Here is a 24,366-nt window from a genome sequence, read left to right on the forward strand (position 1 = left end):
GTGCTAAGGCGCGAACCCATAATGAACGGATTCAGCCTCAACGGACCCCGCGTCCCCTTCAAACACATGCGCGCTCTCGTGGTGGAAGACGACCCCGGCATTGCCAGCGGCCTGCAGGCTTCGCTGCGCCAGGCGGGCTATGCGGTGGACACCTGCCCCTCGCTCGACGCGGCCTGGCTGGCCCTCGCCGTGGAACCCTTCGACGTCATGCTGCTCGACCTCGGCCTGCCCGACGGCGAAGGCCTGGACCTGCTGGCCCGGCTGCGCCGCCGGCCCGCGCCCGCGCCGGGGCGGGACGACCTGCCACGCCACGACATGCCGGTGCTGATCATGACCGCGCGCGACGGCGTGAGCGACCGCATCGGCGGCCTGGACAGCGGCGCCGACGACTACATCGTCAAACCCTTCGACGCGAACGAGCTGCTCGCCCGGCTGCGCGCCATGCTGCGGCGCGCCGGCGGGCGCAGCAACCCGTTGATCCAGCACGGCGAGCTGGTGGTCGATCCGGCGGCCCACACCGTGCGGCGCGCGGGCGAGCCGGTGCCGCTGGGCGGCAAGGAGTTCGCGCTGCTGCTCACGCTGCTGCAGGCGCGGCCGCAGGTGCTGTCCAAGGCGCGGCTGGAATCGGCGCTGTACGGCTTCGACGAAGGCCTGGAGAGCAACGCGATCGAGGTGCACATCCACCACCTGCGCCGCAAGCTCGGCGAGTCCCTGATCAAGACGGTGCGCGGCGTGGGCTACTTCGTGCCCTTGGACGCGCCCGCGCCGCCCGCGAAAGCGGCGCGGCGATGAACAAGGCCGTGGCCGCGCGCGCGAAGACCCTGCGCCACTACCTGCTGGCCTGGGCGCTCGGGGTGCTGGTGGTGGTGTGGCTGGCGCTGATCGCCTTCGCCTGGTCCACCGCCTTCCGCGAGGCCCGCCAGTTCTCCGACGGGCAGATGACGGCGGTGGCCAAGCTCTGGCTGAGCGCCACGCCCTACCGGCTCGAACCCCATGCCGCGGCCGAGGTGCCCGACCTGCAGCACGAGTACCTGCAGGACGTGGCCGTGGTGGCCTGGGACGACGGCCGCCTGGTCGCCGACACCCATGGCATGGTGGGCGGGCTGGACGTGGCGGCCCTGCCCGCGCAGGGCTTCGCCACGGTGCGCGTGAAGGTCCCGGGCCTGGTGCCCGAGTGGCGCGCCTACTCGGCCCAGGCCACGCAGGAAGGGCGGGTGCGGCGCGTGATCGTGCTCATGGACCTGAAGCAGCGCTACGAACTGGGCAAGGACATCGCGGAGCACGTGGCCCTGCCCGCTTTGCTGGTGCTGCCGCTGGTGAGCCTGCTGCTGTGGTGGGCGATCCGCCGCGGCCTGCGCCCGCTCGACCAGCTCTCGAGCGAGGTGGCCGCGCTCGACGGCTTCGCGGGCCAGCGCCTGGGCACGCAGCACCGCCATCGCGAGTTCGCGAGCACGGTGGCCGCGATCAACGCGCTGGTCGACACCTTGCAGACGCGCGCCCAGCGCGAGCGCGAGTTCGCGTCCGACGTGGCGCACGAACTGCGCACGCCGCTGGCCGCGCTCGCCTTGCAGGCCGGCGCGGCGCAGCACGACCCGTCCCCCGAGCGGTTGGCGCAACTGGAGCAGGAGGCCTTGCGCGCGGGCCGCATCCTTTCGCAGCTGCTGGAACTGGCGCGCGCCCAGCGCAACGCCATCGCGGGTGCGGGGCCCCTGGTCGCGGGGCAGGTGGCGCTGGGCGAACTCGCGGCGCGGCTGATCGCGGCCCACGCCCCCTCGGCCTACGAGAGCGGCCACGAGCTTTCCCTGTCGCAGCCCGACGAGCCGGTGGTGGTGCAGGCCCAGCCCATGCTGCTGGAACTCGCGCTGCGCAACCTGATCGAGAACGCGCTGCGCCACACGCCCAGCGGCTCGCAGGTGGCGGTGGCGGTGTGGCGGACCGGCGCGGACCTGGGTGTTTCGGTGAGCGACGACGGCCAGCGCGCCGACGCGGCCCCCCTGGCCGCCGAGCGCGGTGGCCTGGGGCTGGGCCTGCGCCTGGTGGAGCGCATCGCCGAACAGATGGGCGCGCGGCTGGAGCGCGACCAGGGCGAAGCGCCGATGACGACGCGCTTCACGCTGCGCTGGCCGCGCGCATAAGGTTGATTTAACGTCGGCTGCGCACAGTGGCGGGGCCGGCATGTGCTGGCATTCGGATGCCGGCCATGCAGCTCTCGTTGCCCTTTGCGTTTCCCCGCTTTTTCCCCACGTTCCATCTCTCCCCGCCCGGCGCGCGCACACGCCCCAGGGTGGCGGTGTGGGGCTTGGCCCTGTGGCTGGCCAGCCTGGGCAACCTGCCGCTGTGGCAGCGCATCGATGGACTCGGCGGCACACCCACCCAGCGCCTGGCGCTGATCGTCGGGCTGGGCCTGTTGCTGGTGGGTGCCCTGGCGGCGCTGCTCTCGCTGCTGGCCTGGCCGCGCGTGTTTCGGCCCGCCGCCAGCGCGCTGTTGCTGGTGGCCGCGTTCAACACCCACTTCATGTGGCAGTACGGGGTGGTGATCGACCCCACCATGCTCGCCAATGTGGTGCACACCGACGTGCGCGAGGTGCGCGACCTGCTCTCGTGGGCCCTGCCGGGCACGGTGCTGCTGGTGGCCGGGCTGCCCCTGTGGGCGCTCTGGCGCCGGCCACTGGCCCTGCGCAGCCCGGGGCCGCAAGCCGTGCGCAACCTCACGGGGGCCCTGGCCGCGCTCGCTTTGCTGGTGGCGGCGGCGCTGATGAGCTACCAGGGTCTGGCCTCGCTCATGCGCAACCACAAGGACCTGCGCTACATGGCCAACCCGCTCAACACCGTGTACGCCGGCGCCCGCCTGGCGGTGGACCAGCTGCCGCGCCAGGTGCGCCCGCTGCAACCGGTGGGTCAGGACGCGGCCCTGGGCGCGAGCTATGCGCACCAGCCGCGGCCACCGTTGCTGGTGCTGGTGATCGGCGAGACCGCGCGCGCGCAGAACTTCGGGCTCAACGGCTACGCGCGCAACACCACGCCCACGCTCGCGCGCTGGCAGGCGCAAGGTGATCTGGTGAACTTCGCCCAGGTGAGTTCCTGCGGCACCAACACCCAGGTCTCGCTGCCCTGCATCTTCTCGCCGCTCACGCGCGCGCAGGGCGGCGACAAGACCCCCGAACACGAGAACCTGCTCGACGTGCTGCAGCGCGCCGGCTTGGCCGTGCTGTGGATCGACAACCAGGCCGGCTGCAAGGGCGTGTGCGACCGCGTGCCCAACGCCTACGCGGGCGACCACGCCGTGCCCGGCCTGTGCGAGGGCAGTGAGTGTTACGACGCCGCCATGCTGGACGGCCTGGACCAGCGCCTCGCCGCGCTGGATCCGCAGCGCCGCGCGCGCGGCGTGGTGGTGGTGATGCACCAGATGGGCAGCCATGGTCCGGCGTACGCAAAACGCGCGCCCGCCGACCAGAAGCCGTTCCAGCCCGAGTGCCAGAGCGTCACGCTGTCCGACTGCCCGCACGAGCAGCTGGTCAACGCCTACGATAACTCCATCGCCTACACCGATCATTTCCTGGGCCAGACCCTGCAATGGCTGAAGGCGCGCGCCGATCGCGGCAGCGAGGACACGGGGCTGATCTACGTGTCCGACCACGGCGAGTCGCTGGGCGAGAACGGGATCTACCTGCATGGCGTGCCCTACGCCCTGGCGCCGACGCAGCAGACCCAGGTGCCCATGGTGAGCTGGTTCTCGCCCGGCCTGCAGCGCCGCACCGGCCTGTCGATGGGCTGCCTGCGCGGGCACGCGGCGGCGCCGATCTCGCACGACCATGTCTTCCATTCCGTGCTGGGGTTGATGGACGTGCAGACGCGCGCCTACCAGCCCGCGCTGGACGCGCTGATGCCCTGCAGCGCGGCGTCGCAGGCCCGCTCGCCCGGCGAGCCACCGGTCGCGCTCGTGCACACGGGTTGAGCGGCCGACGGGCATGGGGGGCCGCGTTTCCTACAATGCGGGCTTCTTTCTGACGACCCACCCGCCCACCATGTCCTTCATCCGTTTCTCCGACCTCTGCTCCAGCGGCCAAGCCAAGGGCCAGCGCGTCTTCATCCGCGCCGACCTCAATGTGCCGCAGGACGACGCCGGCCGCATCACCGAAGACACGCGCATCCGCGCGAGCCTGCCGGCCATCCAGATGGCGCTGGACGCCGGCGCGGCCGTGATGGTCACCAGCCACCTGGGCCGCCCCACCGAAGGCGCCTTCAAGCCCGAGGACTCGCTGGCCCCCGTGGCCGCGCGCCTGGGCGAACTGCTGGACCGCCCGGTGCGCCTGGTCGCCAACTGGATCGACGGCGACTTCTCGGTCGCCCCCGGCGAAGTCGTGCTGCTGGAGAACTGCCGCCTCAACGTGGGCGAGAAGAAGAACAGCCCCGAACTGGCGAAGAAGCTCGGCGCCCTGTGCGACATCTTCGTGCACGACGCCTTCGGCACCGCCCACCGCGCCGAAGGCACGACCTACGGCATCGCCGAGACCGCGCCCATCGCCTCGGCCGGCCCGCTGCTGGCCGCCGAGATGGACGCGATCGCCAAGGCGCTCGCGGCCCCGAAACGGCCCCTGGTGGCCATCGTGGCCGGCAGCAAGGTCAGCACCAAGCTGACCATCCTCAAGAGCCTGGCCAACAACGTGGACAACCTGATCGTGGGTGGTGGCATCGCCAACACCTTCATGCTGGCCGCGGGCCTGAAGATCGGCAAGAGCCTGGCCGAGGCCGACCTGGTGGGCGAGGCCAAGGCGGTGATCGAGGCCATGAAGGCGCGCGGCGCCGAGGTGCCGATCCCCACCGATGTGGTGACGGCCAAGGCCTTCGCGGCCGACGCGCCGGCCACGGTGAAGAAGGCCACGGAGGTGGCCGACGACGACCTGATCCTGGACATTGGCCCGGAGACGGCAGCCAAGCTGGCGGCGCAGCTGATGCAGGCCGGCACCATCGTGTGGAACGGCCCGGTGGGCGTGTTCGAGTTCGCGGCCTTCGAGGGCGGCACCAAGACGATTGCGGACGCCATTGCGAAGAGCAGCGCGTTCAGCATCGCCGGTGGTGGCGACACGTTGGCGGCCATCGCCAAGTACGGCATCGAGAAGGACGTGGGCTACATCTCCACCGGCGGTGGCGCCTTCCTCGAGGTGCTCGAAGGCAAGACCCTGCCGGCGTTTGAAGTGCTGGAGCGCCGAGCCAAGGCATAAGCCTCTGCGGAACGCTCGGGGTTTACCCGACTCTCGCCGCGGTTTATGCGGCCTATCAGAAACCATGATTGGTCGCGCGCGCTTTCTGTTGCTAAATTGGTCCCGTCGCAAACACAACGATGGAGACAGGCATGGCACGACAGACAGCAGCACTGAAGGTGGTGGTTCTTTCCTTGGTGACGGCATGGTCCGCGGCGCAAGCCGGCACGGTCTCCGTGCTCACCTCGTTTCCCAAGGAACTGACGGAGGCCTACAAGAAGGCGTTTGAAGCCGCCAACCCCGGCATCAAGATCGAGATCCTCAACAAGAACACCACGGCCAGCATCGCCTACATCAAGGAGCTGGCGGTGGGCCAGCGGCCCGACGTGATGTGGGCCTCGGCGCCCGATGCCTTCGAAGTGCTGGCGCGCGACAAGCTGCTGCAGGCCGCGCCCGAAGTCAAGAACGCGCAGGTGCCAGCCAAGGTGGGCAACTACCCCATCAACGACCCCAACGGCCTGTACTACGGCCAGGCGCTCGCGGGCTACGGCCTGATGTGGAACACGCGCTACATGCAGGCCAACAAGGTGCCCGCGCCGCGCGAGTGGGCCGACCTGACCAAGCCCGCCTACTTCGGCCACGTGGCCATCTCCTCGCCCTCGCGTTCGGGCACCACCCACCTCACGGTCGAGACCATCCTGCAGGGCGAAGGCTGGGAAAAGGGCTGGACGCAGATGCTGCAGATCGCGGGCAACTGCGCGGCCGTGACCGACCGCAGCTTCGCGGTGCCCGATGGCGTGAACAACGGCCAGTACGGCGTCGGCATGGTGATCGACTTCTTCGGCCTGGCCGGCAAGTACTCGGGCTACCCGGTGGAGTTCCACTACCCCTCGGTGACGGCGGTGGTGCCGGCCAACATCGCGCTCATCAGCGGCGGCAAGAACGCCGACGAGGCCAAGAAGTTCATCGCCTACACGCTCTCGCGCGAAGGCCAGGAATTGCTGTTCGACCCGAAGATCAGCCGCCTGCCGGTGCTGCCCAACGCCTCGTTCGGCAACAAGGCGCCGGCCGGTTATCCCGACGCACAGGAAATCGCCAAGCGCGCCAAGGTGCAGTTCAACACCGACCTCTCCAGCAACCGCTACCAGGTGGTGGTGAGCCTGTTCGACCAGATGGTGACCTTCCGCCTCAAGGAGCTGCAGGCCGCCACGCGCGCCATCCACGAGGCCGACCGCAAGCTGCACGCCAAACCCAACGCGCACGGCAGCGAGCTGCTGCGCCAGGCCCGCAGCTTCGCCTACTCGTCGCTGGTGCCCGAGGGCATGGTGAAGGACGAAAAATTCCTCAACCTGTTCCGCCAGAACAAGCGCGACGTGGAAGTGGCCAAGCAGCTCACCGGGCTCGAAGAGCTGTGGAGCTCGAAGGCCAAGGCCAACTACGAGCGCGCGCGCGACCTGGCCAACCAGGCCGGCGCGCTGGCCAAGTGAGCGCCTGAACGCCCCGTGACGCCCGCGCGCCGGCCTGCCGCGCGCGGGTCCCTCCCTTCCCGGAAAGATTGCCCATGTCCGCTGTCCTGACAGGTTCCGCCGCGCCCGCGCCGCGCCGGCTGCGCCCCCCCACCGTGTGGGGCCACTGGCTGCTCGCCGGCCTGGTGTTTGCCTTCCTGTTCCTGTTTCTGCTGCTGCCGATCGCGGAGGTGATCTACACCGCCTTCGTGACGGAAACCGGCGCGCCCACGCTGGGGCATTTCAGCAACTTCTTCGGCCAGAGCCTGCTGCGCGAATCGCTCATCAACAGCCTGGTGGTGGCGCTGGCCTCGGTGTTCTTCGCCTCGGTGATCGCGATCCCGCTGGCCTACCTCACGGTGCGCTTCGAGTTCCGCGGCGCCCTGCTGATCCAGACGCTGGGCGTGCTGCCGCTGATCATGCCGCCCTTCGTGGGCGCGGTCGCGCTGCAGCTCATCTTCGGGCGCAGCGGCTCGGTCAACCTGCTGCTCAACGACGCGTTCGGCTTCACCGTGCCCATCATGGACGGCCTGGTCGGCGTGACCTTCGTCGAGAGCATCCACTACTTCCCCTTCATCCTGCTCAACCTCGTGGCCGCGATGCGCAACATCGACGGCGCCATGGAAGAGTCGGCGCAGAACCTCGGCGCCAAGGGCTGGCGCCTGTTCTGGCGCATCATCTTCCCGCTCTCGCTGCCGGGTTACCTGGCCGGCGCGGCGCTGGTGTTCGTGAAGGTGTTCGACGACCTGGGCACGCCGCTGGTGATGGGCGTGACCAACATGCTCGCGCCGCAGGCCTACCTGCGCATCACCTCGGTGGGCATCGAGGACCCGCTGGGTTACGTCATCAGCGTGATCATGATCGTGCTGTCCATCCTGGCGCTGTGGATGGCCTCGCGCGTCATGAAGGGCAAGGACTACTCCACGCTGCAAAAGGGCGGCAATTCGCTGCAGCGCCGCACGCTGCGCGGCTGGGCCTCGGTGCTGGCCTACGCCTGGGTGGGCTTCGTGCTGCTGGTCACGCTGGCGCCGCACATCGGCATCCTGCTGATGTCCTTCTCCAAGGTGTGGAGCTTCTCGGTGCTGCCCGACAGCTACACCCTGGAGCACTACGCCACCATCTTCACCGACTCCAAGCTGATGGTGGTCAACACCCTCAAGTACTGCCTGATGGCCGCGAGCCTGGACGTGGTGCTGGGCACGCTCATCGCCTACCTGATCTTCCGCACCGAGCTGCCCGCGCGCCGCTGGCTCGACTACATCGCCTCGATCGCGCTGGCCATCCCCGGCCTGGTGCTGGCCATCGGCTACCTGCGCATGTTCAAGGGCGTGGACATCCCGTTCACCGACACGCCGGTGATCAGCACCTGGGTGCTGATCATGATCGCCTACGCGGTGCGCCGCCTGCCGTACGCGCTGCGCTCCTGCATGGCCGCGCTGCAGCAGGTGCACATCTCGCTCGAAGAGGCCGGGCAGAGCCTGGGCGCGGGCAAGGTCAGCACGGTGCGGCGCATCATGGTGCCGCTCATGATGGGCGGCATCCTGGCCGGCTTCGTCACCAGCTTCATCACCGCCGCGGTGGAGCTCTCGGCCACCATCCTGCTCACCTCGGCGCAGAGCCAGGCGCCCATGAGCTATGGCATCTACCTCTACATGCAGAGCATCGCCGGGCGCGGACCGGGCGCCGCCCTCGGCGTGGTGGCGGTGGTGGTGGTGGCCATCGGCACCTACCTCTCGCACCGCGTGGTGGAGAAATCGCGCGCCCCCACCCGCGCCGCGCAGCCCTGAACGACAGACACATCGAAAGACAGCCATGCATCTGAACAAGGTCTCCCTCGAAGCGCGCCACATCAGCCTGAGCTACGGCAGCACCGAGGTGCTCAAGGACGTCAACATCCGCATCGAGCCGGGCGAGTTCTTCGCCCTGCTCGGCCCCTCGGGCTCCGGCAAGTCCACGCTGCTGCGCCTCATCGCCGGCTTCAACCAGCACCAGCGCGGCGAACTGCTGATCGACGGCAAGGACATCACCGGCACGCCGCCGCACCTGCGCAACGTGGGCATGGTGTTCCAGAACTACGCGCTGTGGCCCCACATGACGGTGTGGGACAACGTGGCCTTCGGTCTGGTGGAGCGCAAGGAGCCCAAGGACTCGCTGCGCCGCAAGGTCGGGGCCGCGCTCGAACTGGTGGGTCTGCAGGACTACGCGCAGCGCCGGCCGAGCCAGCTCTCGGGCGGGCAGCAGCAGCGCGTGGCGCTGGCGCGCACGGTGGTGATCGAGCCCAAGCTGCTGCTGCTCGACGAACCCCTGTCCAACCTCGACAAGAACCTGCGCGTGCAGATGCGCGAGGAGCTCAAGAACCTGCAGCGCACGCTGGGCCTGACCACCATCTTCGTGACGCACGACCAGGAAGAGGCCATGACCACCGCCGACCGCATGGCCGTGCTCGACAAGGGCGTGCTGCAGCAGGTGGGCACGGCCGCCGCGCTGTTCGACTTCCCGGCCAACCGCTTCGTGGCCAGCTTCGTGGGCACGGCCAACCTCGTGCAGGGCCGGGTGACGCACGTCAACGGCGAGACCCTGCATTTCCAGGCCGACGGCCTGGGCGAGATGGTGCTGCCGCGCAACCAGGAGAGCCCGGGCACCGGGCCGGCGTCGCTGTCGTTCCGGCCGCACACCGTGCACATCCGCGTGCGCGACGAACATGGCGACGCCTCGCGCATCTGGCTCGACGGCCGGGTGGAAAGCTCCGAGTTCCTGGGCGAGACCTCGCGCTACCGCGTGCGCGTGGGCGAGACCCTGATCGTCGCCAACCAGGCGCACTTCTCGGGCCTCTCGCTGTTCCCGCCCGGGGCCGAGGTGCGGCTGGGCATCGAGCCTTCGCAGGCGCGCTTCCTGACGCACTGAGCGCCCGCCCGCATGGAGATCTACCAGCTGCGTGCCTTCGTCACGGTGGCCAAGATCGGCCAGCTCACGCGAGCGGCCGAGGCCCTGCACGTCACGCAGCCCGCCGTCACCGGGCAGATCAAGGCGCTGGAGGAAGAGCTGGGCGTCTCGCTGTTCGACCGGCGGCCCGGGCGCATCGCGCTCACGCGCGCCGGCGAGCGCCTGCTGCCCGAGGCCGAGAAGGTGCTGGCCGCCGCCGGCTCGCTGATCGGCCGCGCCAAGGAGTTGCAGGGCGAGGTGGCCGGCTCGCTGATCATCGGCACGCTGGGCGACCCGGACGCCTTGCGGCTGGGTTCCTTGCTCGGCGGCCTGGTGGCGGCGCTGCCCCTGCTGGACATCAAGACCCGCTCGGGCGACGCCGAGACGCTGCGCGAGGGCGTGGCGACCTCCACGCTGCAGGCGGCGTTCTACATCGGTCCCCACATCCCGCGCGACGTGCTCGGGCTGCCCCTGCAGACGCTGCACTACCGGGTGGTGGCGCCGGTGGCCTACCGCGATCGGCTGTTGCACGCGGGCTGGCGCGAGATCGCCGACCTGCCCTGGATCGGCACGCCGCACGCCGGCCATGTGCAGACGCTGCTGCGCGACCTGTTCTCGCGCCAGGGCCTGCTGCCCAACCAGGTGGTGGAGTCCGACGATGCGTCGGCGCCTTACAGCCTGGTGCGCGCGGGCCTGGGGCTGGCGCTGCTGCGCGAGGACATGGCCGTGCCCGCCGCCGAGCGCGAGGAGCTGGTGATCTGGCCGCACACGCGCGTGGCCGCCCTGTTGAGCTTCATCTACCCCAAGACCGCCGAGCACGACCCGGCCATCGTCGCGGCGCTGTCGGTGCTGCGCCAGGTCTGGGGCCTGCCGCCGCGCCAGCCGGTCTGAGGCGGCTCAGGAGGTGGGGCGTTCGCGCGTGGGGATGCGCGCCACCACGACCAGGCCGATGGCGGCGGCGGCCAGCAGCGCGGCCAGCACCCAGGGCTGGTGGCGAAAGCCCCAGGCCGAGAGGCTCACCATCACCACCATGGAGCCGATCGCCACCGTCTTGGTGCGCCGGGTCAGGCTGCGGTGCTGCTCCCAGTCGCGCACCATGGGGCCGAGGAAGCGGTGGTTGAGCAGCCAGCCGTGCAGGCGGGGCGAGGCCTTGGCGTAACAGGCCGCGGCCAGCAGCACGAAAGGCGTGGTGGGCAGGCCCGGCAGCACCACGCCGATGAGGCCCAGCGCCAGCGACACCGTGCCGGCCAGCCAGAGCAGCCAGCGCACGGTGCGGGAGGACGAGGGAGAAGAGGGCATGACGCCAGCATCTTAGCCAGCGCCAGGGACCGCAGCCAGAGCACCCGCGGAACCGGCTTTGCCGGGCCGCCAGGTGCGCCCCCTCAGGGGGTGACGCCGAAGGCGGCGCGGGGGGATGTCAAGATTTTTGGCCGACCGTAAGTTCGACCGTGCCGACACCCTCCACGCTGCCGGTGATCTTGTCGCCCGGCAGCACCGCGCCCACGCCTTCGGGCGTGCCGGTGTAGATCAGGTCGCCGGGTTGCAGGTGGTAGAACAGCGAGAGGTCGGCAATGATCTCGCGGATGTTCCAGATCAGCTTGTCCACATCGGACTTCTGCTTCACGGCGCCGTTGACGGCCAGCTCGATGCCGCCGCGCTCGATCACCACGCCCGGCATGGGCACGATCTCGCTGCACACGGACGAGTGCTCCACGTCCTTGCCCAGGTCCCAGGGGCGGCCCTTGTCGCGCGCCACCAGCTGCAGGTCGCGCCGCGTCATGTCCAGGCCGCAGGCGTAGCCGTAGATGATGTCCTGCGCGTCCTCCGCCTTCACGCGGAAGCCCGCCTTGCCCACCGCCAGCACCAGCTCCATCTCGAAGTGGTAGTTGTTCGTCTCGCTGGGGTAGGGCGTGGTCGCGCCCGAGAGCGCCAGCGTCTGCGGGGCCTTGGTGAAGTAGAACGGCCGCTCGGCCGTCTTGTCCACCGGCTTGCCCATTTCCACCGCGTGCGCGTGGTAGTTGCGGCCGACGAAGAACAGGCGGTTGACGGGGAATTGTTCGGTCTTGCCGCGCACGGGAACCGAAGCGACGGGGGGCGGGGGAAGAGGTAGGTGGTCATGGGTCTTCAAGGCCGGGTCAGGGCATGGCGGGTTGGTTGTCGGGGCGCACTTCGTAGACGCCGAGCTTGCGGTGCAGCGGCGACTCGTCGGCGATGAACAGGAAAGCCGGGGCGCTGGCCGAGGCATTGGTGAGCGTGGTGGCGGTGTAGCCGGGAATGCAGCAGGTGTCGGCCACCACCAGGTCGAAGCCCTGCGCGTCGGTGCGCAACGCGGGCCGCACCTTCGATCACGTGGTAGATCACCGCGGGCGAGCGCGCGGGCAGCGTGAGCGCCTGGCCCGGACGCAGCATCAGGGCATGAAAGCCCAGCACGTTCTCGGCGTCCTCGCCGGACTCGGGGTTGGTGTAGGTCACCTGCACGGCGTCGAGGTCGGGCCGGTCGGCCGCCATCGATTCCAGCGCGGCCTTGGCATCGACCCAGGGATAACGCAGCATGGGGTAGCGCTTGCCGCTGCGGCCGAACACCGGCGTGGGCACCACGCCCGGCCGCGCATAGGCCCGGTCGCCGCGGCCCGGCAGGGTTTCCTGGCGCCCGCCGTTGAGGTGGTAGCTCACCTCCAGGTAATACATCAGCGGCAGGTCGAGCACGTCGAGCCAGATCACGGGCTGGTCGCCGTCGTGGCCGTGCTCGTGCCAGCGGCCCGTGGGCGTGAGGATCAGGTCGCCGCGCGACATCGGGCACTTCTCGCCGTCCACCGTGGTCCAGGCGCCTTCGCCTTCCACGACCATGCGCACCGCGTTGGGCGTGTGGCGGTGGCTGGGCGCCCATTCGCCCGGCATCAGCAGCTGCATGCCCAGGTACATGGCCGCGCTGGCCTGCATCTTCTCCAGCGTGTGGCCTGGGTTCGCCAGCACCAGCACGCGGCGCTCGGCCTTCTCGATCGGCGTGAGTTCGCCGGCCTTGAGCAGCAGCGGCTTGATCGATTGATAGGCCCAGTGCGTGGCCTGCGTCTGGCGCGACGGCATCTTCGGCGGCAGCACGCCACGCAGGCTGGGCCACAGCGGCACCAGGTTGAGCGCGCGCAGCTCGGCCACGTAGTCGGCGGGCAGGTCTTCGAGTCGTCCGAGGTCGTTCATGGGGTCTCCTGGGTTCAGTGAGGGGCCAGACAGTTCTCGACGTTCCAGCCGTACAGCCACTCCATCGCATCGTAGAAGCGCTCCGGCGAACGGCCGCGCCAGAGGTCGTTGCGCACCAGGCGCTCCACCCCGCTGGCGTGGTAGATGCGGCCCATCTCGCGCGAGCTCAGCACGATGCGCGCGGTGCGCGCCACGCGCGAACGCTGGTACAGGTCGAACGCCTTCTCGAAGTCATTGTGGTTCACGCGCAGGGCCTCGCCCAGCGTCACCGCGTCCTCGATCGCCATGCAGGCGCCCTGCGCCATGTACTGCGTGGTCGGGTGGGCGGCGTCGCCCAGCAGCGTGACGCGGCCATAGCTCCATTGGCCGATCGGTTCGCGGTCGGCCGTGGCCCAGCGCTTCCAGCTCTTGGGCAGGTCGATCAGCTGGCGCGCCTTGGGGCAGATGCCCTGGAAGTAGCTCTGCACCTCTTCCTTGCTGCCTTCCTTCACGCCCCATTCTTCGGCCTCGCGGCTGTGGAAGGTCACGACCACGTTGTACTGCTCGCCGCCGCGCAGCGGGTAGTGCACCAGGTGGCAGTTCGGGCCGACCCAGATGCTGGCCGCGTTCCAGCGCAGGTCTTCGGGGAAGTCTGCCTTGTCCACCACCGCGCGGTAGACCACGTGGCCGGTCACGCGGGCCTCGTCGCCCACGAACTGCTGTCGCACCACGGACTTCACGCCGTCGGCCCCGATCAGCGCCAGGCCGCGGTGGGCCGTGCCGTGCTGGTCGTGCACCGTCACGCCCGCGGCGTCCTGCTCGATGCGCTCCACACGCGTGGAGGTGAGGAACTGAATCTGGCCGCTGGCCTGCACGCCTTCAAGCAGCGAGCCGTGGGCGTCGGCGCGGTGGATCACCGCATAGGGGTTGCCAAAGCGCTGGCGGAAAGCCTCGCCGGTGGGGATCTTGCCGACCTGGTACTCGTCGAGCGCGTCGTGCATCACCATGAAGTCGGTGTAGACCGCCCGGCTGCGCGCCTGCTCCCCCACGCCGAGCGCGTCGAAGGCGTGAAAGGCGTTGGGGCCCAGCTGCATGCCGGCGCCGATCTCGCCGATCTCGGGCGCCTGCTCCAGCACCTTGACGCGAAAACCCTGGCGCACCAGGGCGAGCGCGGCGGCCAGGCCGCCGATGCCACCACCGGCCACCAGCACGGGGAGTTCCTGGGAGGGCGAAGTCATGGGTTGTCTCCTTCACATGCAAGGCATGCTGACGATAAGTGTACTTATTGTATGGGCGATGCTAGGATTCCGGCAAGCCCCTCCCGTCCTCCGACTGCCCGACTCTCTTCCGCCCCCCCTCTCATGAAGCGCTGCCAGCCTCCGGCCATCGACATCGACGATCAGCCCGGCCACAACATCCGGCGGCTGCACCAGATTTCGGTCGGCATCTTTCTTCGGGAGCTGGGCGAACTTGAACTCACGCCGGTCCAGTACGCGGCGCTGCAGACCGCTGCGCAACCACCCCGGGATCGACCAGCGCACGCTGGCGCGCACCATCGCGCTGGACGCGTCCACCACGGGTGGCGTGGTCGACCGCATGGAGTCGCGCGGCTGGCTGGAGCGGCGCACCTCACCCGAAGACCGGCGCTCGCGCCAGCTGGTGTTGACCGACGCGGGCAACGCGCTGCTGGCCGAGGCCGTGCCGGCCATGCTGCAGGTGCAGGAGCACATCCTGGCGCCGTTGTCCGAGCGCCAGCGCGGCGAGTTCATGAAGCTGCTGCGCCTGCTGGTGGACACCAACAACGCGCACAGCCGCGCACCCAGCGAAGCGATGAAGTGAGCCGCGCGGCGGGGCGGCTCAGCCCCGCAGGTGCGCCACGACGGCGTTCACCACCTGCTCGTCGCGCAACAGCCGCGTGTGGCCCAGGCCGTCGGTCGCCATCAGGCGCGCGCCGGCGATCGCATCGCGGTAGGCCTCGGCGTCGGCAAACCGGTTGATGCGGTCCTCCCGGTCGTGCACGATCAGCGTGCGCCACGGCCACGCGCGGGCCGACCGCCGCCGGCTCGAACTGGCGCATCAGGATGCCCTCGCGCGCCTCCACCCGCTGCTGCAGGCGCTCCCGCGTGTCCTCGCTCAGGCCGAAGACCTTCGCGAACAGGCGGGTGTACGCATGGGGCGAGGCCGGGGGCGCGAGCAGCGCGAGCCGGGCCACGGGCAGGCCGCGCGCGGCCGCATAGGCCAGGGCGTTGGCGGCGAGCGAATGCGCTGCCACGGCACGCACCTCGTGGCCCTGCTGCTGCAGGCGCGCGGTGAGGTACTCGATGGCGCGCGCGAACTGCGGCAGGTTGCTGGTGCTGCCTTGGCTGCGCCCGTGCGCGGGCAGGTCCACCAGCACGGGCCGCAGGCCCTGGTTCATCAAGGCCTGCGCCAGGGGCAGCATCTGCGCGGCGTGGCCGCCCCAGCCATGCAGCAGGAGCACCACGGGGCCGGGCGCGCCGGGCGGCTCGTACAGCGTGATGCTGGCCTGCTCGAAGGGCCAGGGCGTGGCCCGCCAGGCGGCCAGCGCGGGCTGGCGGCGGTGCAGCCATTTGGGCGGCAGTGGCGTGCCGAACACGCGGTAGGCGCCTCGCACCGCCAGCGCCGGCCAGAGCTTTTCGGACAGGCCCAGCGCCCAGCGCAGCCAGCGCGTGCCCGGGTTGGCCTGGTAGTAGGTGGAAGCGGTTTGCAAGGGGGTGGTGCTCATGGCGTTCTCCGGTAAATCGCACAATCGTGCGAAATTGAGGCAAAAAAGAGAAGCGGTCAGTGTTCGTAGGTCTTGACCAGGCGGGCCCAGGTCGCCTGGGCGCGTTCGGCGGCGCGCGGATCGCGCAGGAAGCGCACGTCGTGGACCAGCCCGATCGCCAGGCTGCAGATCTCGCCCACCAGTTGTTCGGGGTCGGTGTCGGGTTGGAGGTGGTCGAGTTCGATCGCCTGCAGCACGGTGCGCCGCAGCGCGGCCCGCCAGCGCGTGACCTCGCCCAGCAGCAGGTCGCGCAGCTCGCCTTCGCGGTCGTCGAGTTCAAAGGCGCCGGAGGTGTAGAGGCAGCCGGTGTGAGCCTCCACGTCGCGCAGGCGGATGAGCCAGCGCCGCACGATCTCGCTCAGGCGCGGCAGCCCCTTGGGCGCCTGCATGGCGGGCACGAACACGTCGCCGATGAAGCGGCGGCCGAACTCTTCGATCACCGCCTTCTGCAAGGCCTCGCGCGAACCCACGCGCGAGAACACGCCGCTCTTGGAGATGCCGATGCGGTCGGCCACCGCCTGCAGGGTGATGGCCTCCAGCCCGTCGGACGCGGCCAGGTCCAGCGCCGCGCCCACGATGGCGGCGCGCGTCATTTCACTCTTCTGGGTCCGGGCGTCCATGGCGCGACTTTAGCACGATCGTGCGAAATAACAAGGCCCTGACCCGCTTGGCGCGGCCCGCCGCCGTCGCTATGATCGCGGCGTCCTGTGCACCCTTGGTGGCCGCCCTTGGAACCCCCCCGCTCCCCCCTGCTGACGCTGGAACACCTGGCCATGATGGATGCCGGGGTTTCCGTCATCGTCAGCAGCTGCGGGCCGGACCTCACGCCCAGCGTCATGCGGGCCGTGGGCAGCCAGGTCGGGCCGCAAGGCCGCCTCATCACGGTGTACCTGTGCCGCAGCCAGTCCGCGCAACTGTTGCGCGACATCGCCCGCAGCGGGCGCCTGGCCGCGGTGTTCAGCCAGCCCAGCACCCACAAGACCGTGCAGCTCAAGACGCGCACCGCCCGCCTGCGCGAGGCGCGCGAGGACGAAGCGGCGGTGCTGCAGCGTTACCTGCGCGGCATGGAGCATGAATTGGCCCTGCTCGGCTTCGACCGCGCCTACGCGCGGGCCATGCTCACGCACCGCCTCGACGACGTGGTGGCGATCGAGTTCGAGCCCGAACAAGCCTTCGACCAGACGCCGGGCAGCAAGGCCGGCCAGCCGATCGCGGGGCGCGCATGACGGCGGTGGACCTGGCCGAGGTGAGGCCTTGTCTGGAAGGGGTGATTCCCGCCATGGTGGCGACCACGGCGGCCGACGGCACGCCCAACGTGGCCTACATCTCGCAGGTCTATTACGTGGACGAGGGCCACGTCGCGCTGTCGTTCCAGTTCTTCAACAAGACGCGCCAGAACCTGCTGGCCCACCCGCGCTCGACGCTGCTGGTGCTCAACCCGCTCAACGCGGTGTTCTACCGCCTGCACCTGCGCTACCTGCGCACCGAAGAGGAGGGGCCGGTGTTCGAGAGCATGAAGGCGCAGCTCGCCGGCATCGCCTCCCACACCGGCATGGCCGAGGTGTTCCGCCTGCGTGGCTCGGACATCCATGAGGTGATCGAGGTGGAGCGGCTGCCGCAGGAGCCGCTGGCCGAACCGCTGCCGCTGCCGCCTCCCCCGCCGGCGGCGCTCGCGGTGCTGCGCCGGGCCAGTGCGCGCCTGTCGAGCGCGCGCAGCCTGGGCGCGGTGCTGGAAGCCACGCTGGACGTGTTGGAGAACGAGCTGGCCATGCCGCACGCGATGCTGCTGATCCTCGATGCGGCCTCTCAGCGCCTCTACACCGCTGCGCAGCCGGGGTTACGCCACCTCGGGCGTGGGGTCGGAGATCGCCCTGGGCGACGGTGTGATCGGCGTGGCCGCGCGCGAGCGCACGCCGGTGCGCATCGGCCACATGGCCAGCGCCTACCTCTACAGCCGGGCCATGCGCGACAGCCTGGTGAGCGGCGACGGCAGCGTCCCGGCCGGCACCGACATCCCGTACCCCGGCCTGTCCGAGCCGCACAGCCAGCTGGCCGTGCCCCTGTTGTCGGCCGGCCGCGTGACCGGCGTGCTCTTTGTTGAAAGCCCGTTGGACCTGCGGTTCAGCTACGAAGACGAGGACCTGCTGGTGGCGCTGGGTGGGCAGCTCGGCGCCGTGATCGACCTGATGCAGGCGTCTGAAGCGGCCTGCACCGAAGAGGAGACCCCGAGCGCCGCCGCCACCGCGGCACCGGTGCCGGCCGGTCCCGCGCTGCGCGTGCGGCACTACCGCAGCAACGACAGCGTGTTCGTCAACAACAGCTACCTGATCAAGGGTGTGGCGGGGGCGATCCTGTGGAAACTGCTGCAGGACGGCCAGCGCCAGGGCCGCAGCGAGTTCACCAACCGCGAGCTGCGGCTCGATGCCTCGCTGCGCCTGCCCGATGTGGCCGACAACCTGGAAGCCCGCCTGCTGTTGCTGCACCGCCGGCTGGCCGAGCAGTGCCCGCAGTTGCGCATCCAGAAGACGGGGCGGGGGTGTTTCCGCTTCGAGGCGCTGCGCCCGGTCGAGCTGGAAGAGGTGGCGGCCTAGACCGTGCGCAAGCCGGGCACGGGCGGCAGGCCGAGCCCGCGCGCGAGCTTCATCGCGTTGTGCGCGTTGAGCATGCCGCGCGTGGCGTCGAGCATGCCTTCGAACACCGGTGCCGGTGCGCCCGCCCGCATCTCCTGCATCACACCCAGGCGTTCGGGCGCGTTCAGGTTGGGCAGCATCCAGCGCATCACGAGCATCATCTCGGCCGGCGGGATGGTCGCCACCAGGGCGTTGTGCACGTCCACTAGTTCGGCGTCGGTGTAGGCGGCCCAGAGCGCGGCGTTGTGGGCGGTCTCTTCGGTGTGCATGTGCTGCAGGTTGTCGGCCACGAACAGGGCGAGCGCGAGGTACAGCGCGTGCAGGCCGGCTTCGCGCTCGTCCGCGTCGCAGCCTGGCAGGGCCTGGGCGGCGTCGCTCAGGTGCTGGATGTGGTGCAGGTGCCCATCGTGTTCCTGCGCCACGCGGTCGCAGACGCCGGGGCAGCGCGCCTCCAGCGCCGGGTGCACGAAGCCGTTCTCGTGCGCCACGTGGTTGGCGCACAGCGCCATCAGCTCGACCACCTGCGCGACGGTGCGCGCCAACTCCGCGCCGTCGGTGGGGTCGGTGCGGCCGACCGTGAGCAGGGTGTCGGCCATGAAGGCGCGCAAGGCCTTGTGGATGCCGGCATAGAGGTTGAAGCGGCCAAGGCCGGTGCGGGCGGTGGCGACGACGTGCGCCATTTCGAGGGCGTGGGATTGCATGGTGTGGATTCCTTTGGCAGGCGAATGGCCCGGCCTTGTCTCGGGATGACCACCGCACCCCATGTGCGGCGAATCATGGAGAGTCAGTCTAGGAATCCGCGCCTCGCCGTGCCGCTAAATAGCGCTTAAAGGAATCGTAAAAAAACCTTAACCCGTCAAAAACGGGCCGCCATCAGTCCAAACCGCGCACGCGACCGCGCAATTGTTTGACGCCGGAGCGGGCCGCCTTGCCTTCCAGCCGCCGCTGCTTGGCGCCGAAGCTGGGTTTCGTGGCCTTGCGTGCCTTGGGCACCGTGGCCACGCTGTCCACCAGGGCCTGCAGCCGCTCCAGCGCCTCGGCCTTGTTCTGCTCCAGGCTGCGGCTGGTCTGCGCCTTGATGACCACCACGCCTTCGGTCGTGATGCGCTGGTCGCTCAGCGCGAGCAGGCGCTCCTTCACCGCCTCGGGCAGGGAGGAGCCGTGCACCGCGAAGCGCAGGTGCACCGCGTTGGAGACCTTGTTCACGTTCTGCCCGCCCGCGCCCTGGGCGCGGATGGCGGTGAACTCGACCTCGGCGGGATCGATGGTGATCGGCATCGGCGCAGTGTGCCACGCGCCACATGCCGCACTCAGCCGGGCGGCAGGGTCGCGGGGCCGTCGTCCGTCTCGTCCTTGAGCCCGATGCCGGTGAGCTGGCGCTGGCGGGCCTGCGCGAGCAGCGCGTGCAGTTTCGCGGCGGCGCGCGCGGGTGGCAGGCCGGCGTCGCGCACGTTGGAGATGCAGTTGCGCTCGGCGTCGCGGCGGCCGGGCCGGGGTGCCCAGGTGAAGTAGACGCCCAGGCTGTCGGGCGAACTCAGGCCGGGGCGCTCACCGATCAACACGACCACGGTGCGCGCGCCCAGGGCTTCGCCGATCTCGTCGCCGATCGCACTCGGCCTTGTTCGACCAGGGCCACGGGCGCCGCCGTCCAGCGGTGGGTCGGGTCGGCGCGCAGCCGGGGCAGGAGCGCGGCCATCAGGGGCGCGGCGTGGCGCATCACGGCCAGCGCCGAGAGGCCGTCGGCGATCACGAAGGCCAGGTCGGGTGTTTCGATCTTGGCGTGGTCGGCGTGCCAGCGCTGCAAGGTCTCCCGCGAGGCGGCGTCCAGCCGCCGCCCGAGGTCGGGGCGCTGCAGGTAGGCGGCGCGGTCCGGCGCGGCGCTGTGCAGGTGCAGGCTGGTGAGGTCGAGCGCCTGCAGCGCGCCGGCCAGGTCGCCGGGGTCGAAGGCCAGGTGCACCGCATCGCGCGCCTGGGCGTGCGCCAGCTGGAAGGCGAGGTGCGCGGCGGTGGGCTGGCTGTGCCCCGCGCGGCCGAGTGCGATGCGCGCGTCGGTGAAGCCTTGCAAACGCGCCCAGGTAGCGGGGATCACCGGCGCGCTCATGCGCTGCGGCCCAGCCGGGCGATGGCCGGCGCGAACGCGGCCGGCAGGGTGGGGTTCAGGCGCAGCACGTCGCCGGCTTCGGTAACGCCCATGCGCTGCAGCCAGGCCTCGAACTCGGGCGCCGGCCTTAGGCCCAGCAGCTGCCGCATGGCCAGCGCGTCGTGGAACGAGGTGCTCTGGTAGTTGAGCATGATGTCGTCGGCGCCCGGCACGCCCATGATGAAGTGCACGCCCGCCGTGCAGAGCAGGGTGAGCAGCGCGTCCATGTCGTCGGCATCGGCCTCGGCGTGGTTGGTGAAGCACACGTCGCAGCCCATGGGCAGGCCCAGCAGCTTGCCGCAGAAATGGTCCTCCAGCCCGGCGCGCAGGATCTGCTTGCCGTTGTAGAGGTACTCCGGGCCGATGAAGCCGACCACGGTGTTGACCAGCAAGGGCTGGAAATGCCGTGCCACGGCGTAGGCCCGTGCCTCCAGGGTCTGCTGGTCGCAGCCGTGGTGCGCGCCGGCCGAGAGGGCGCTGCCCTGGCCGGTCTCGAAATACATCACGTGCTCGCCGCGCCGGCCGTCGTCGAACAGCGCGCCGCGTTGCAGCGAGAGCGCCGCGGCGCGCGCTTCGGCCAGCAGCGCGAGGTGAATGCCGAAGCCGCGGTTGGCGGCCTCGGTGCCGGCGATGGACTGGAACACCAGGTCCACCGGCGCGCCGCGTTCGATCGCCTGCAGCGTGTTCGTCACGTGGGTGAGCACGCAGCTCTGCGTGGGCATGGCGTAGCGGGTGATGAGCTCGTCGAGCATGGACAACAGGCGCATCACCTGGGGCAGGTTGTCGCTCGCGGGGTTGATGCCGATCACCGCGTCGCCGCTGCCGTGCAGCAGGCCGTCGAGCAGGCTGGCCGCGATGCCGGCGAGGTCGTCGGTCGGGTGGTTGGGTTGCAGGCGCGTGGCGAGCCGCCCCGGCAGGCCGATGGTGCCGCGAAAGCGCGTCACCACCCGGCATTTCCGCGCGATCAGGGCCAGGTCCTGCACGCGGCAGAGCTTGCTCACCGCGGCCACCATCTCGGGCGTGAGGCCGGGGGCCAGCGCGGCAAGCGCCTCGGAGCTGGCCGCATCACCCAGCAGCCAGTTGCGGAAATCGCCCATCGTGAGGTGCGCCACCGGCGCGAAGGCCGCCGCGTCGTGCGTGTCCACGATCAGCCGCGTGACCTCGTCGTCTTCGTACGGCACAACCGCCTCGTGCAGGAAGTGCGAGAGCGGGAGTTCGGCCAGCGCCATCTGCGCGGCCACGCGCTCCTGGCTGCTGGCCGCGGCCACGCCGGCCAGCTGGTCGCCCGAGCGCAGGGGCGTGGCGCGCGCCAGCAGCGTGCGCAGGTCGTCGAACCGGTGGCTCTGTGTGCCGACGCTGTGGTGAAAACCCATGCGCCCCACTGTACGGCCAAGCGCGGCTCCAGTCACCCCGGAACCCGTGGGTGGATGGCCACGCTGGGATAATCGCCCCATGGCAAGCAAACAGCGCGTGGTGGTCGGATTGAGCGGGGGCGTGGACTCCGCGGTGAGCGCGTACCTGCTCAAACAGCAGGGGCACGAGGTCATCGGCATCTTCATGAAGAACTGGGAAGACGACGACGACAGCGAATACTGCTCGACGCGGCAGGACTTCCTGGACGCCGCCAGCGTGGCCGACGTGCTCGGCATCGACATCGAACACGTGAACTTCGCCGCCGAGTACAAGGACCGCGTGTTCGCCGAGTTCCTGCGCGAGTACCAGGCCGGGCGCACGCCCAATCCCGACATCCTGTGCAACGCCGAGATCAAGTTCAAGGCCTTCCTGGACCACGCCATGCGCTTGGGTGCCGAGAAGATCGCGACCGGCCACTACGCCCGGGTGCGTGAGCGCGCCGGGGCGTTCGAGCTGCTCAAGGGCAAGGACCCGCTCAAGGACCAGAGCTACTTCCTGCACCGGCTGAACCAGGCGCAGCTGGCCAAGACGCTGTTCCCGGTGGGCGAGCTGCCCAAGACCGAGGTGCGCCGCATCGCGGCCGAGATCAACCTGCCCAACGCGAAGAAGAAGGACAGCACCGGCATCTGCTTCATCGGCGAACGGCCGTTCCGCGACTTCCTCAACCGCTACATCGCCAAGGAGCCCGGCCCGATCAAGGACGCCAAGGGCCGCGTGCTCGGCCAGCACGTGGGCCTGAGCTTCTACACCCTGGGCCAGCGCCAGGGCCTGGGCATCGGCGGTGTGCGCGAGAAGGGCGCGCAGAAGGGCGGCAACGAGCATGCGCCGTGGTTCGTGGCGCGCAAGGACGTCGAGAAGAACACGCTGTGGGTGGTGCAGGGCCACGACCACCCCTGGCTGCTCACGCCTCGCCTGCGCGCGCAGGACGCGAGCTGGGTGGCCGGCCATGCGCCCGAGGCCGCCACCCTGGCCGCCAAGACGCGCTACCGCCAGGCCGATGCGCCCTGCCGTTTCGAGGCCGAGGGCGATCAGGGCTTTGCGCTGGGCTTCACCGACCCGCAATGGGCCGTGACCCCGGGCCAGAGCGCGGTGCTGTACGACGGCGAGGTCTGCCTGGGTGGTGGCGTGATCACGACCGACGCCGCGTCTTTCCAGGCATCGCCGGTGAATGCCCGGCCCGTGACGGCTTAGGCCTTGTGCGACGCCCCGAGCCGGGCGTGAATCCGCCGCGTGGTGCGCCACACGGCCCACAGCACCAGGGGAATCAGGGCGCCCGCCGCCATTTCCGGCTGGATCGGCAGCCCCGCCGCCTTGGCGCCCTTGGCGAGGTAGAGCAGCAGGCTGATCACGTAGTACGAGATCGCCGCGATCGACAGGCCTTCCACCGTGGTCTGCAGGTGCAGCTGCATTTCCTGGCCGCGCGTGAGTTTCTCCAGCAGCTGCTGGTTCTGCGCCTCGGTCACGATGTCCACCCGGGTGCGCAGCAAGGCGCTGGTGCGCGAGACGCGCTCGGAGAGGGACGTGAGCCGCTGCGCGCTCGCGGCCACCGTGGCCATGGCCGGTGACAGGCGCCGCTGCATGAACTCGCCTATGGTCTGCGTGCCCGGGATGGGCCGCTCGCGCAGTTCGGCGATGCGCTGTGTGACCAGGGCGTCGTAGGCGCGCGTCGCGGCAAAGCGGTAGGTGTTCTCGGCCGTGGCGCGCTCCACACGCGCGGCGAGCGATACCAGCTGATCGAGCAGATCCTGTTCCGAGGCCGACTTGTTTTCCAGCTGCGCGGTGATGCTGGCGAGCTGCGCTTCGGCCTGCGTCAGCGTGGGCCCCAGGGCCTTGGCGACGGGCAGGCCGCGCAGCGCCATCAGCCGGTAGGTCTCCAGCTCCAGCAGGCGCTGCGAGATGCGCCCGGCCCGGGTTTCGCTGACGTGGGGCGGCGCGATCACCAGCACGCGTTCGAAGCCCGAGGGCTGCAGGTGGAAGTCGGTCACCGCCCACGAGTGGCCGCCGCCCAGCTGGGAGGCCACCACGGTGCGGTGGCCGAACCAGCGCTGGGCCGGCCCCATGAGGCTGGCCTGTGCCGACGGCGTCTGCTCCGGCAGCTCGGCGTGCAGCATCACGAGCTGGATCGCCGCGATGGTCCGGCCGGGAATGTCGCGCAGCCAGCCCGGTGGCGTCACCAGGGCCTCCAGCAGGTCGGGATCGCTGGCGCCCAGCCCGGCTTCGGCGGGCAGGGCCTGCACGAGGGAGTAGCGCGTGAACTCGGTGTGGCGCTCCCACTTCAGCGTGTGCTCTCCAAAGCGCAGCCGCAGGAAGTTGCCTTGCATCTGCTCGGGCGAGAGGCCCTGCTGGCCCGGCAGCCGGCGCAGGTGCTCACGTTCCTGCTCGCGGCTCACGCCCTCGTTGAGCACGGCGACGAACACCACCAGCGCGGGCAGCCGGATGCGCGCGGAAGGCCGCGCGTGCACCTCGTTGTGCAACTCGGCGCGCAGCGCGTCGTCGGCGGGCAGCAGGCCCTGGGGCAGGGCGGTCGGAGCGGACGTTTCGGGGGATTCGTTCATGGGCGGGGCATCGGCGATGGACGTTCACTGTATGCGAAGCGACG

The 24,366-nt window shown here is 70.2% G+C and carries 20 protein-coding genes and 4 pseudogenes; 13 read left to right on the plus strand and 11 right to left on the minus strand.

What is annotated here, in order from left to right; translation table 11 throughout:
* Window positions 1-66 precede the first annotated feature (66 nt).
* The 8 genes from ACFJGX_RS06365 (at window position 67) to ACFJGX_RS06400 (ending at window position 10,519) form a co-directional block, all read left to right on the plus strand.
* A complete protein-coding gene (locus ACFJGX_RS06365) occupies window positions 67-792 on the plus strand; it encodes a response regulator (RefSeq protein WP_382322264.1) in 726 nt (241 codons plus the stop codon).
* Entirely contained in the window at window positions 789-2,135 is a 1,347-nt protein-coding gene (locus ACFJGX_RS06370) for a sensor histidine kinase (RefSeq protein WP_382328034.1), read from the plus strand. Before ACFJGX_RS06365 ends, ACFJGX_RS06370 begins: the two co-directional genes overlap by 4 nt.
* 65 nt (window positions 2,136-2,200) lie before the next feature.
* Window positions 2,201-3,955, plus strand: coding sequence for a phosphoethanolamine transferase (locus ACFJGX_RS06375; RefSeq protein ID WP_382328036.1), 1,755 nt, complete (start codon window positions 2,201-2,203; stop codon window positions 3,953-3,955).
* Between the two features lie 70 nt (window positions 3,956-4,025).
* A complete protein-coding gene (locus ACFJGX_RS06380) occupies window positions 4,026-5,222 on the plus strand; it encodes a phosphoglycerate kinase (RefSeq protein WP_382328038.1) in 1,197 nt (398 codons plus the stop codon).
* 131 nt (window positions 5,223-5,353) lie between these two features.
* The gene (locus ACFJGX_RS06385; protein ID WP_382322261.1) at window positions 5,354-6,688 is read left to right on the plus strand and encodes an ABC transporter substrate-binding protein; all 1,335 of its coding nucleotides are present in this window, start codon (window positions 5,354-5,356) and stop codon (window positions 6,686-6,688) included.
* 74 nt (window positions 6,689-6,762) lie between these two features.
* Window positions 6,763-8,493, plus strand: a complete 1,731-nt coding sequence (locus ACFJGX_RS06390) for an ABC transporter permease (protein WP_382328040.1) — start codon at window positions 6,763-6,765, stop codon at window positions 8,491-8,493.
* 31 nt (window positions 8,494-8,524) lie between these two features.
* On the plus strand, window positions 8,525-9,610 hold the full coding sequence (locus ACFJGX_RS06395; RefSeq protein WP_382325771.1) for an ABC transporter ATP-binding protein: 1,086 nt from the start codon (window positions 8,525-8,527) through the stop codon (window positions 9,608-9,610).
* Window positions 9,611-9,622: 12 nt separating this feature from the next.
* The gene (locus ACFJGX_RS06400) at window positions 9,623-10,519 is read left to right on the plus strand and encodes a LysR family transcriptional regulator (protein ID WP_382328042.1); all 897 of its coding nucleotides are present in this window, start codon (window positions 9,623-9,625) and stop codon (window positions 10,517-10,519) included.
* Between the two features lie 6 nt (window positions 10,520-10,525).
* Here ACFJGX_RS06400 and ACFJGX_RS06405 read toward each other — a convergent pair whose 3' ends face one another.
* The 4 genes and pseudogenes from ACFJGX_RS06405 to ACFJGX_RS06420 all read right to left on the minus strand — a co-directional run bounded on the left by ACFJGX_RS06405 (window position 10,526) and on the right by ACFJGX_RS06420 (window position 14,040).
* Window positions 10,526-10,927 (minus strand): YbaN family protein, encoded by a 402-nt coding sequence (locus ACFJGX_RS06405; RefSeq protein WP_382322259.1) that lies wholly within the window; start codon window positions 10,925-10,927, stop codon window positions 10,526-10,528.
* Between the two features lie 118 nt (window positions 10,928-11,045).
* Window positions 11,046-11,702: a fumarylacetoacetate hydrolase family protein gene (locus ACFJGX_RS06410; RefSeq protein ID WP_382322258.1), complete on the minus strand. Its 657-nt coding sequence runs from the start codon at window positions 11,700-11,702 to the stop codon at window positions 11,046-11,048.
* Window positions 11,703-11,763: 61 nt separating this feature from the next.
* Window positions 11,764-12,823 (minus strand): annotated as a pseudogene (locus ACFJGX_RS06415) (cupin domain-containing protein).
* A gap of 14 nt (window positions 12,824-12,837) precedes the next feature.
* A complete protein-coding gene (locus ACFJGX_RS06420; protein WP_382322256.1) occupies window positions 12,838-14,040 on the minus strand; it encodes a 3-hydroxybenzoate 6-monooxygenase in 1,203 nt (400 codons plus the stop codon).
* Window positions 14,041-14,272: 232 nt separating this feature from the next.
* Here ACFJGX_RS06420 and ACFJGX_RS06425 point away from each other — a divergent pair, with 232 nt between their 5' ends.
* Window positions 14,273-14,641, plus strand: a complete 369-nt coding sequence (locus ACFJGX_RS06425) for a MarR family winged helix-turn-helix transcriptional regulator (RefSeq protein WP_382328044.1) — start codon at window positions 14,273-14,275, stop codon at window positions 14,639-14,641.
* A gap of 18 nt (window positions 14,642-14,659) precedes the next feature.
* Here ACFJGX_RS06425 and ACFJGX_RS06430 read toward each other — a convergent pair.
* Window positions 14,660-15,545, minus strand: a pseudogene (locus tag ACFJGX_RS06430) (alpha/beta hydrolase).
* Between the two features lie 56 nt (window positions 15,546-15,601).
* Complete coding sequence (locus ACFJGX_RS06435; RefSeq protein ID WP_382322253.1) at window positions 15,602-16,204, minus strand: TetR/AcrR family transcriptional regulator; 603 nt, start codon at window positions 16,202-16,204, stop codon at window positions 15,602-15,604.
* Window positions 16,205-16,312: 108 nt separating this feature from the next.
* Between ACFJGX_RS06435 and ACFJGX_RS06440 the strand changes: the two genes are divergently transcribed.
* From ACFJGX_RS06440 to ACFJGX_RS06450, 3 genes and pseudogenes are all read left to right on the plus strand, one after another.
* Window positions 16,313-16,810, plus strand: coding sequence for a hypothetical protein (locus ACFJGX_RS06440; RefSeq protein ID WP_382322252.1), 498 nt, complete (start codon window positions 16,313-16,315; stop codon window positions 16,808-16,810).
* A gap of 53 nt (window positions 16,811-16,863) precedes the next feature.
* Window positions 16,864-16,974, plus strand: a pseudogene (locus tag ACFJGX_RS06445) (hypothetical protein); the annotation flags it as partial.
* Between the two features lie 406 nt (window positions 16,975-17,380).
* The gene (locus ACFJGX_RS06450; RefSeq protein ID WP_382322251.1) at window positions 17,381-18,175 is read left to right on the plus strand and encodes a GAF domain-containing protein; all 795 of its coding nucleotides are present in this window, start codon (window positions 17,381-17,383) and stop codon (window positions 18,173-18,175) included.
* Here ACFJGX_RS06450 and ACFJGX_RS06455 read toward each other — a convergent pair.
* The 4 genes and pseudogenes from ACFJGX_RS06455 to ACFJGX_RS06470 form a co-directional block, all read right to left on the minus strand.
* A complete protein-coding gene (locus ACFJGX_RS06455) occupies window positions 18,172-18,915 on the minus strand; it encodes a hemerythrin domain-containing protein (RefSeq protein ID WP_382328046.1) in 744 nt (247 codons plus the stop codon). The two genes, ACFJGX_RS06450 and ACFJGX_RS06455, sit on opposite strands and share 4 nt — an antisense overlap.
* 172 nt (window positions 18,916-19,087) lie before the next feature.
* The gene (arfB, locus tag ACFJGX_RS06460; RefSeq protein WP_382153132.1) at window positions 19,088-19,492 is read right to left on the minus strand and encodes an alternative ribosome rescue aminoacyl-tRNA hydrolase ArfB; all 405 of its coding nucleotides are present in this window, start codon (window positions 19,490-19,492) and stop codon (window positions 19,088-19,090) included.
* Window positions 19,493-19,524: 32 nt separating this feature from the next.
* A pseudogene (gene eutC, locus ACFJGX_RS06465) lies at window positions 19,525-20,315 on the minus strand (ethanolamine ammonia-lyase subunit EutC).
* Complete coding sequence (locus ACFJGX_RS06470; RefSeq protein WP_382322249.1) at window positions 20,312-21,727, minus strand: ethanolamine ammonia-lyase subunit EutB; 1,416 nt, start codon at window positions 21,725-21,727, stop codon at window positions 20,312-20,314. Before ACFJGX_RS06470 ends, eutC begins: the two are co-directional and overlap by 4 nt.
* Window positions 21,728-21,806: 79 nt before the next feature.
* Between ACFJGX_RS06470 and mnmA the strand changes: the two genes are divergently transcribed.
* The gene (gene mnmA, locus ACFJGX_RS06475; RefSeq protein WP_382322248.1) at window positions 21,807-22,958 is read left to right on the plus strand and encodes a tRNA 2-thiouridine(34) synthase MnmA; all 1,152 of its coding nucleotides are present in this window, start codon (window positions 21,807-21,809) and stop codon (window positions 22,956-22,958) included.
* Here the strand turns inward: mnmA and ACFJGX_RS06480 are convergent.
* Window positions 22,955-24,322, minus strand: a complete 1,368-nt coding sequence (locus ACFJGX_RS06480) for a DUF3422 family protein (protein WP_382322247.1) — start codon at window positions 24,320-24,322, stop codon at window positions 22,955-22,957. The genes mnmA and ACFJGX_RS06480 overlap by 4 nt on opposite strands.
* Between the last annotated feature and the right edge of the window lie 44 nt (window positions 24,323-24,366).

It is taken from the genome of Hydrogenophaga sp. UC242_50, assembly GCF_042697355.1.
Lineage (GTDB): Bacteria > Pseudomonadota > Gammaproteobacteria > Burkholderiales > Burkholderiaceae_C > Hydrogenophaga.

What these genes read in the sequence shown, in the direction of transcription:
- mnmA (WP_382322248.1), top strand. Translation starts at nt 21,807, where the DNA reads ATGGCAAGCAAACAGCGCGTGGTGGTCGGATTGAGCGGGGGCGTGGAC.
- ACFJGX_RS06405 (WP_382322259.1), bottom strand. Translation starts at nt 10,927, where the DNA reads ATGCCCTCTTCTCCCTCGTCCTCCCGCACCGTGCGCTGGCTGCTCTGG.
- arfB (WP_382153132.1), bottom strand. Translation starts at nt 19,492, where the DNA reads ATGCCGATCACCATCGATCCCGCCGAGGTCGAGTTCACCGCCATCCGC.
- ACFJGX_RS06400 (WP_382328042.1), top strand. Translation starts at nt 9,623, where the DNA reads ATGGAGATCTACCAGCTGCGTGCCTTCGTCACGGTGGCCAAGATCGGC.
- ACFJGX_RS06470 (WP_382322249.1), bottom strand. Translation starts at nt 21,727, where the DNA reads ATGGGTTTTCACCACAGCGTCGGCACACAGAGCCACCGGTTCGACGAC.
- ACFJGX_RS06375 (WP_382328036.1), top strand. Translation starts at nt 2,201, where the DNA reads ATGCAGCTCTCGTTGCCCTTTGCGTTTCCCCGCTTTTTCCCCACGTTC.
- ACFJGX_RS06385 (WP_382322261.1), top strand. Translation starts at nt 5,354, where the DNA reads ATGGCACGACAGACAGCAGCACTGAAGGTGGTGGTTCTTTCCTTGGTG.
- ACFJGX_RS06450 (WP_382322251.1), top strand. Translation starts at nt 17,381, where the DNA reads ATGCGGCCTCTCAGCGCCTCTACACCGCTGCGCAGCCGGGGTTACGCC.
- ACFJGX_RS06380 (WP_382328038.1), top strand. Translation starts at nt 4,026, where the DNA reads ATGTCCTTCATCCGTTTCTCCGACCTCTGCTCCAGCGGCCAAGCCAAG.
- ACFJGX_RS06455 (WP_382328046.1), bottom strand. Translation starts at nt 18,915, where the DNA reads ATGCAATCCCACGCCCTCGAAATGGCGCACGTCGTCGCCACCGCCCGC.
- ACFJGX_RS06435 (WP_382322253.1), bottom strand. Translation starts at nt 16,204, where the DNA reads ATGGACGCCCGGACCCAGAAGAGTGAAATGACGCGCGCCGCCATCGTG.
- ACFJGX_RS06420 (WP_382322256.1), bottom strand. Translation starts at nt 14,040, where the DNA reads ATGACTTCGCCCTCCCAGGAACTCCCCGTGCTGGTGGCCGGTGGTGGC.
- ACFJGX_RS06370 (WP_382328034.1), top strand. Translation starts at nt 789, where the DNA reads ATGAACAAGGCCGTGGCCGCGCGCGCGAAGACCCTGCGCCACTACCTG.
- ACFJGX_RS06390 (WP_382328040.1), top strand. Translation starts at nt 6,763, where the DNA reads ATGTCCGCTGTCCTGACAGGTTCCGCCGCGCCCGCGCCGCGCCGGCTG.
- ACFJGX_RS06365 (WP_382322264.1), top strand. Translation starts at nt 67, where the DNA reads ATGCGCGCTCTCGTGGTGGAAGACGACCCCGGCATTGCCAGCGGCCTG.
- ACFJGX_RS06480 (WP_382322247.1), bottom strand. Translation starts at nt 24,322, where the DNA reads ATGAACGAATCCCCCGAAACGTCCGCTCCGACCGCCCTGCCCCAGGGC.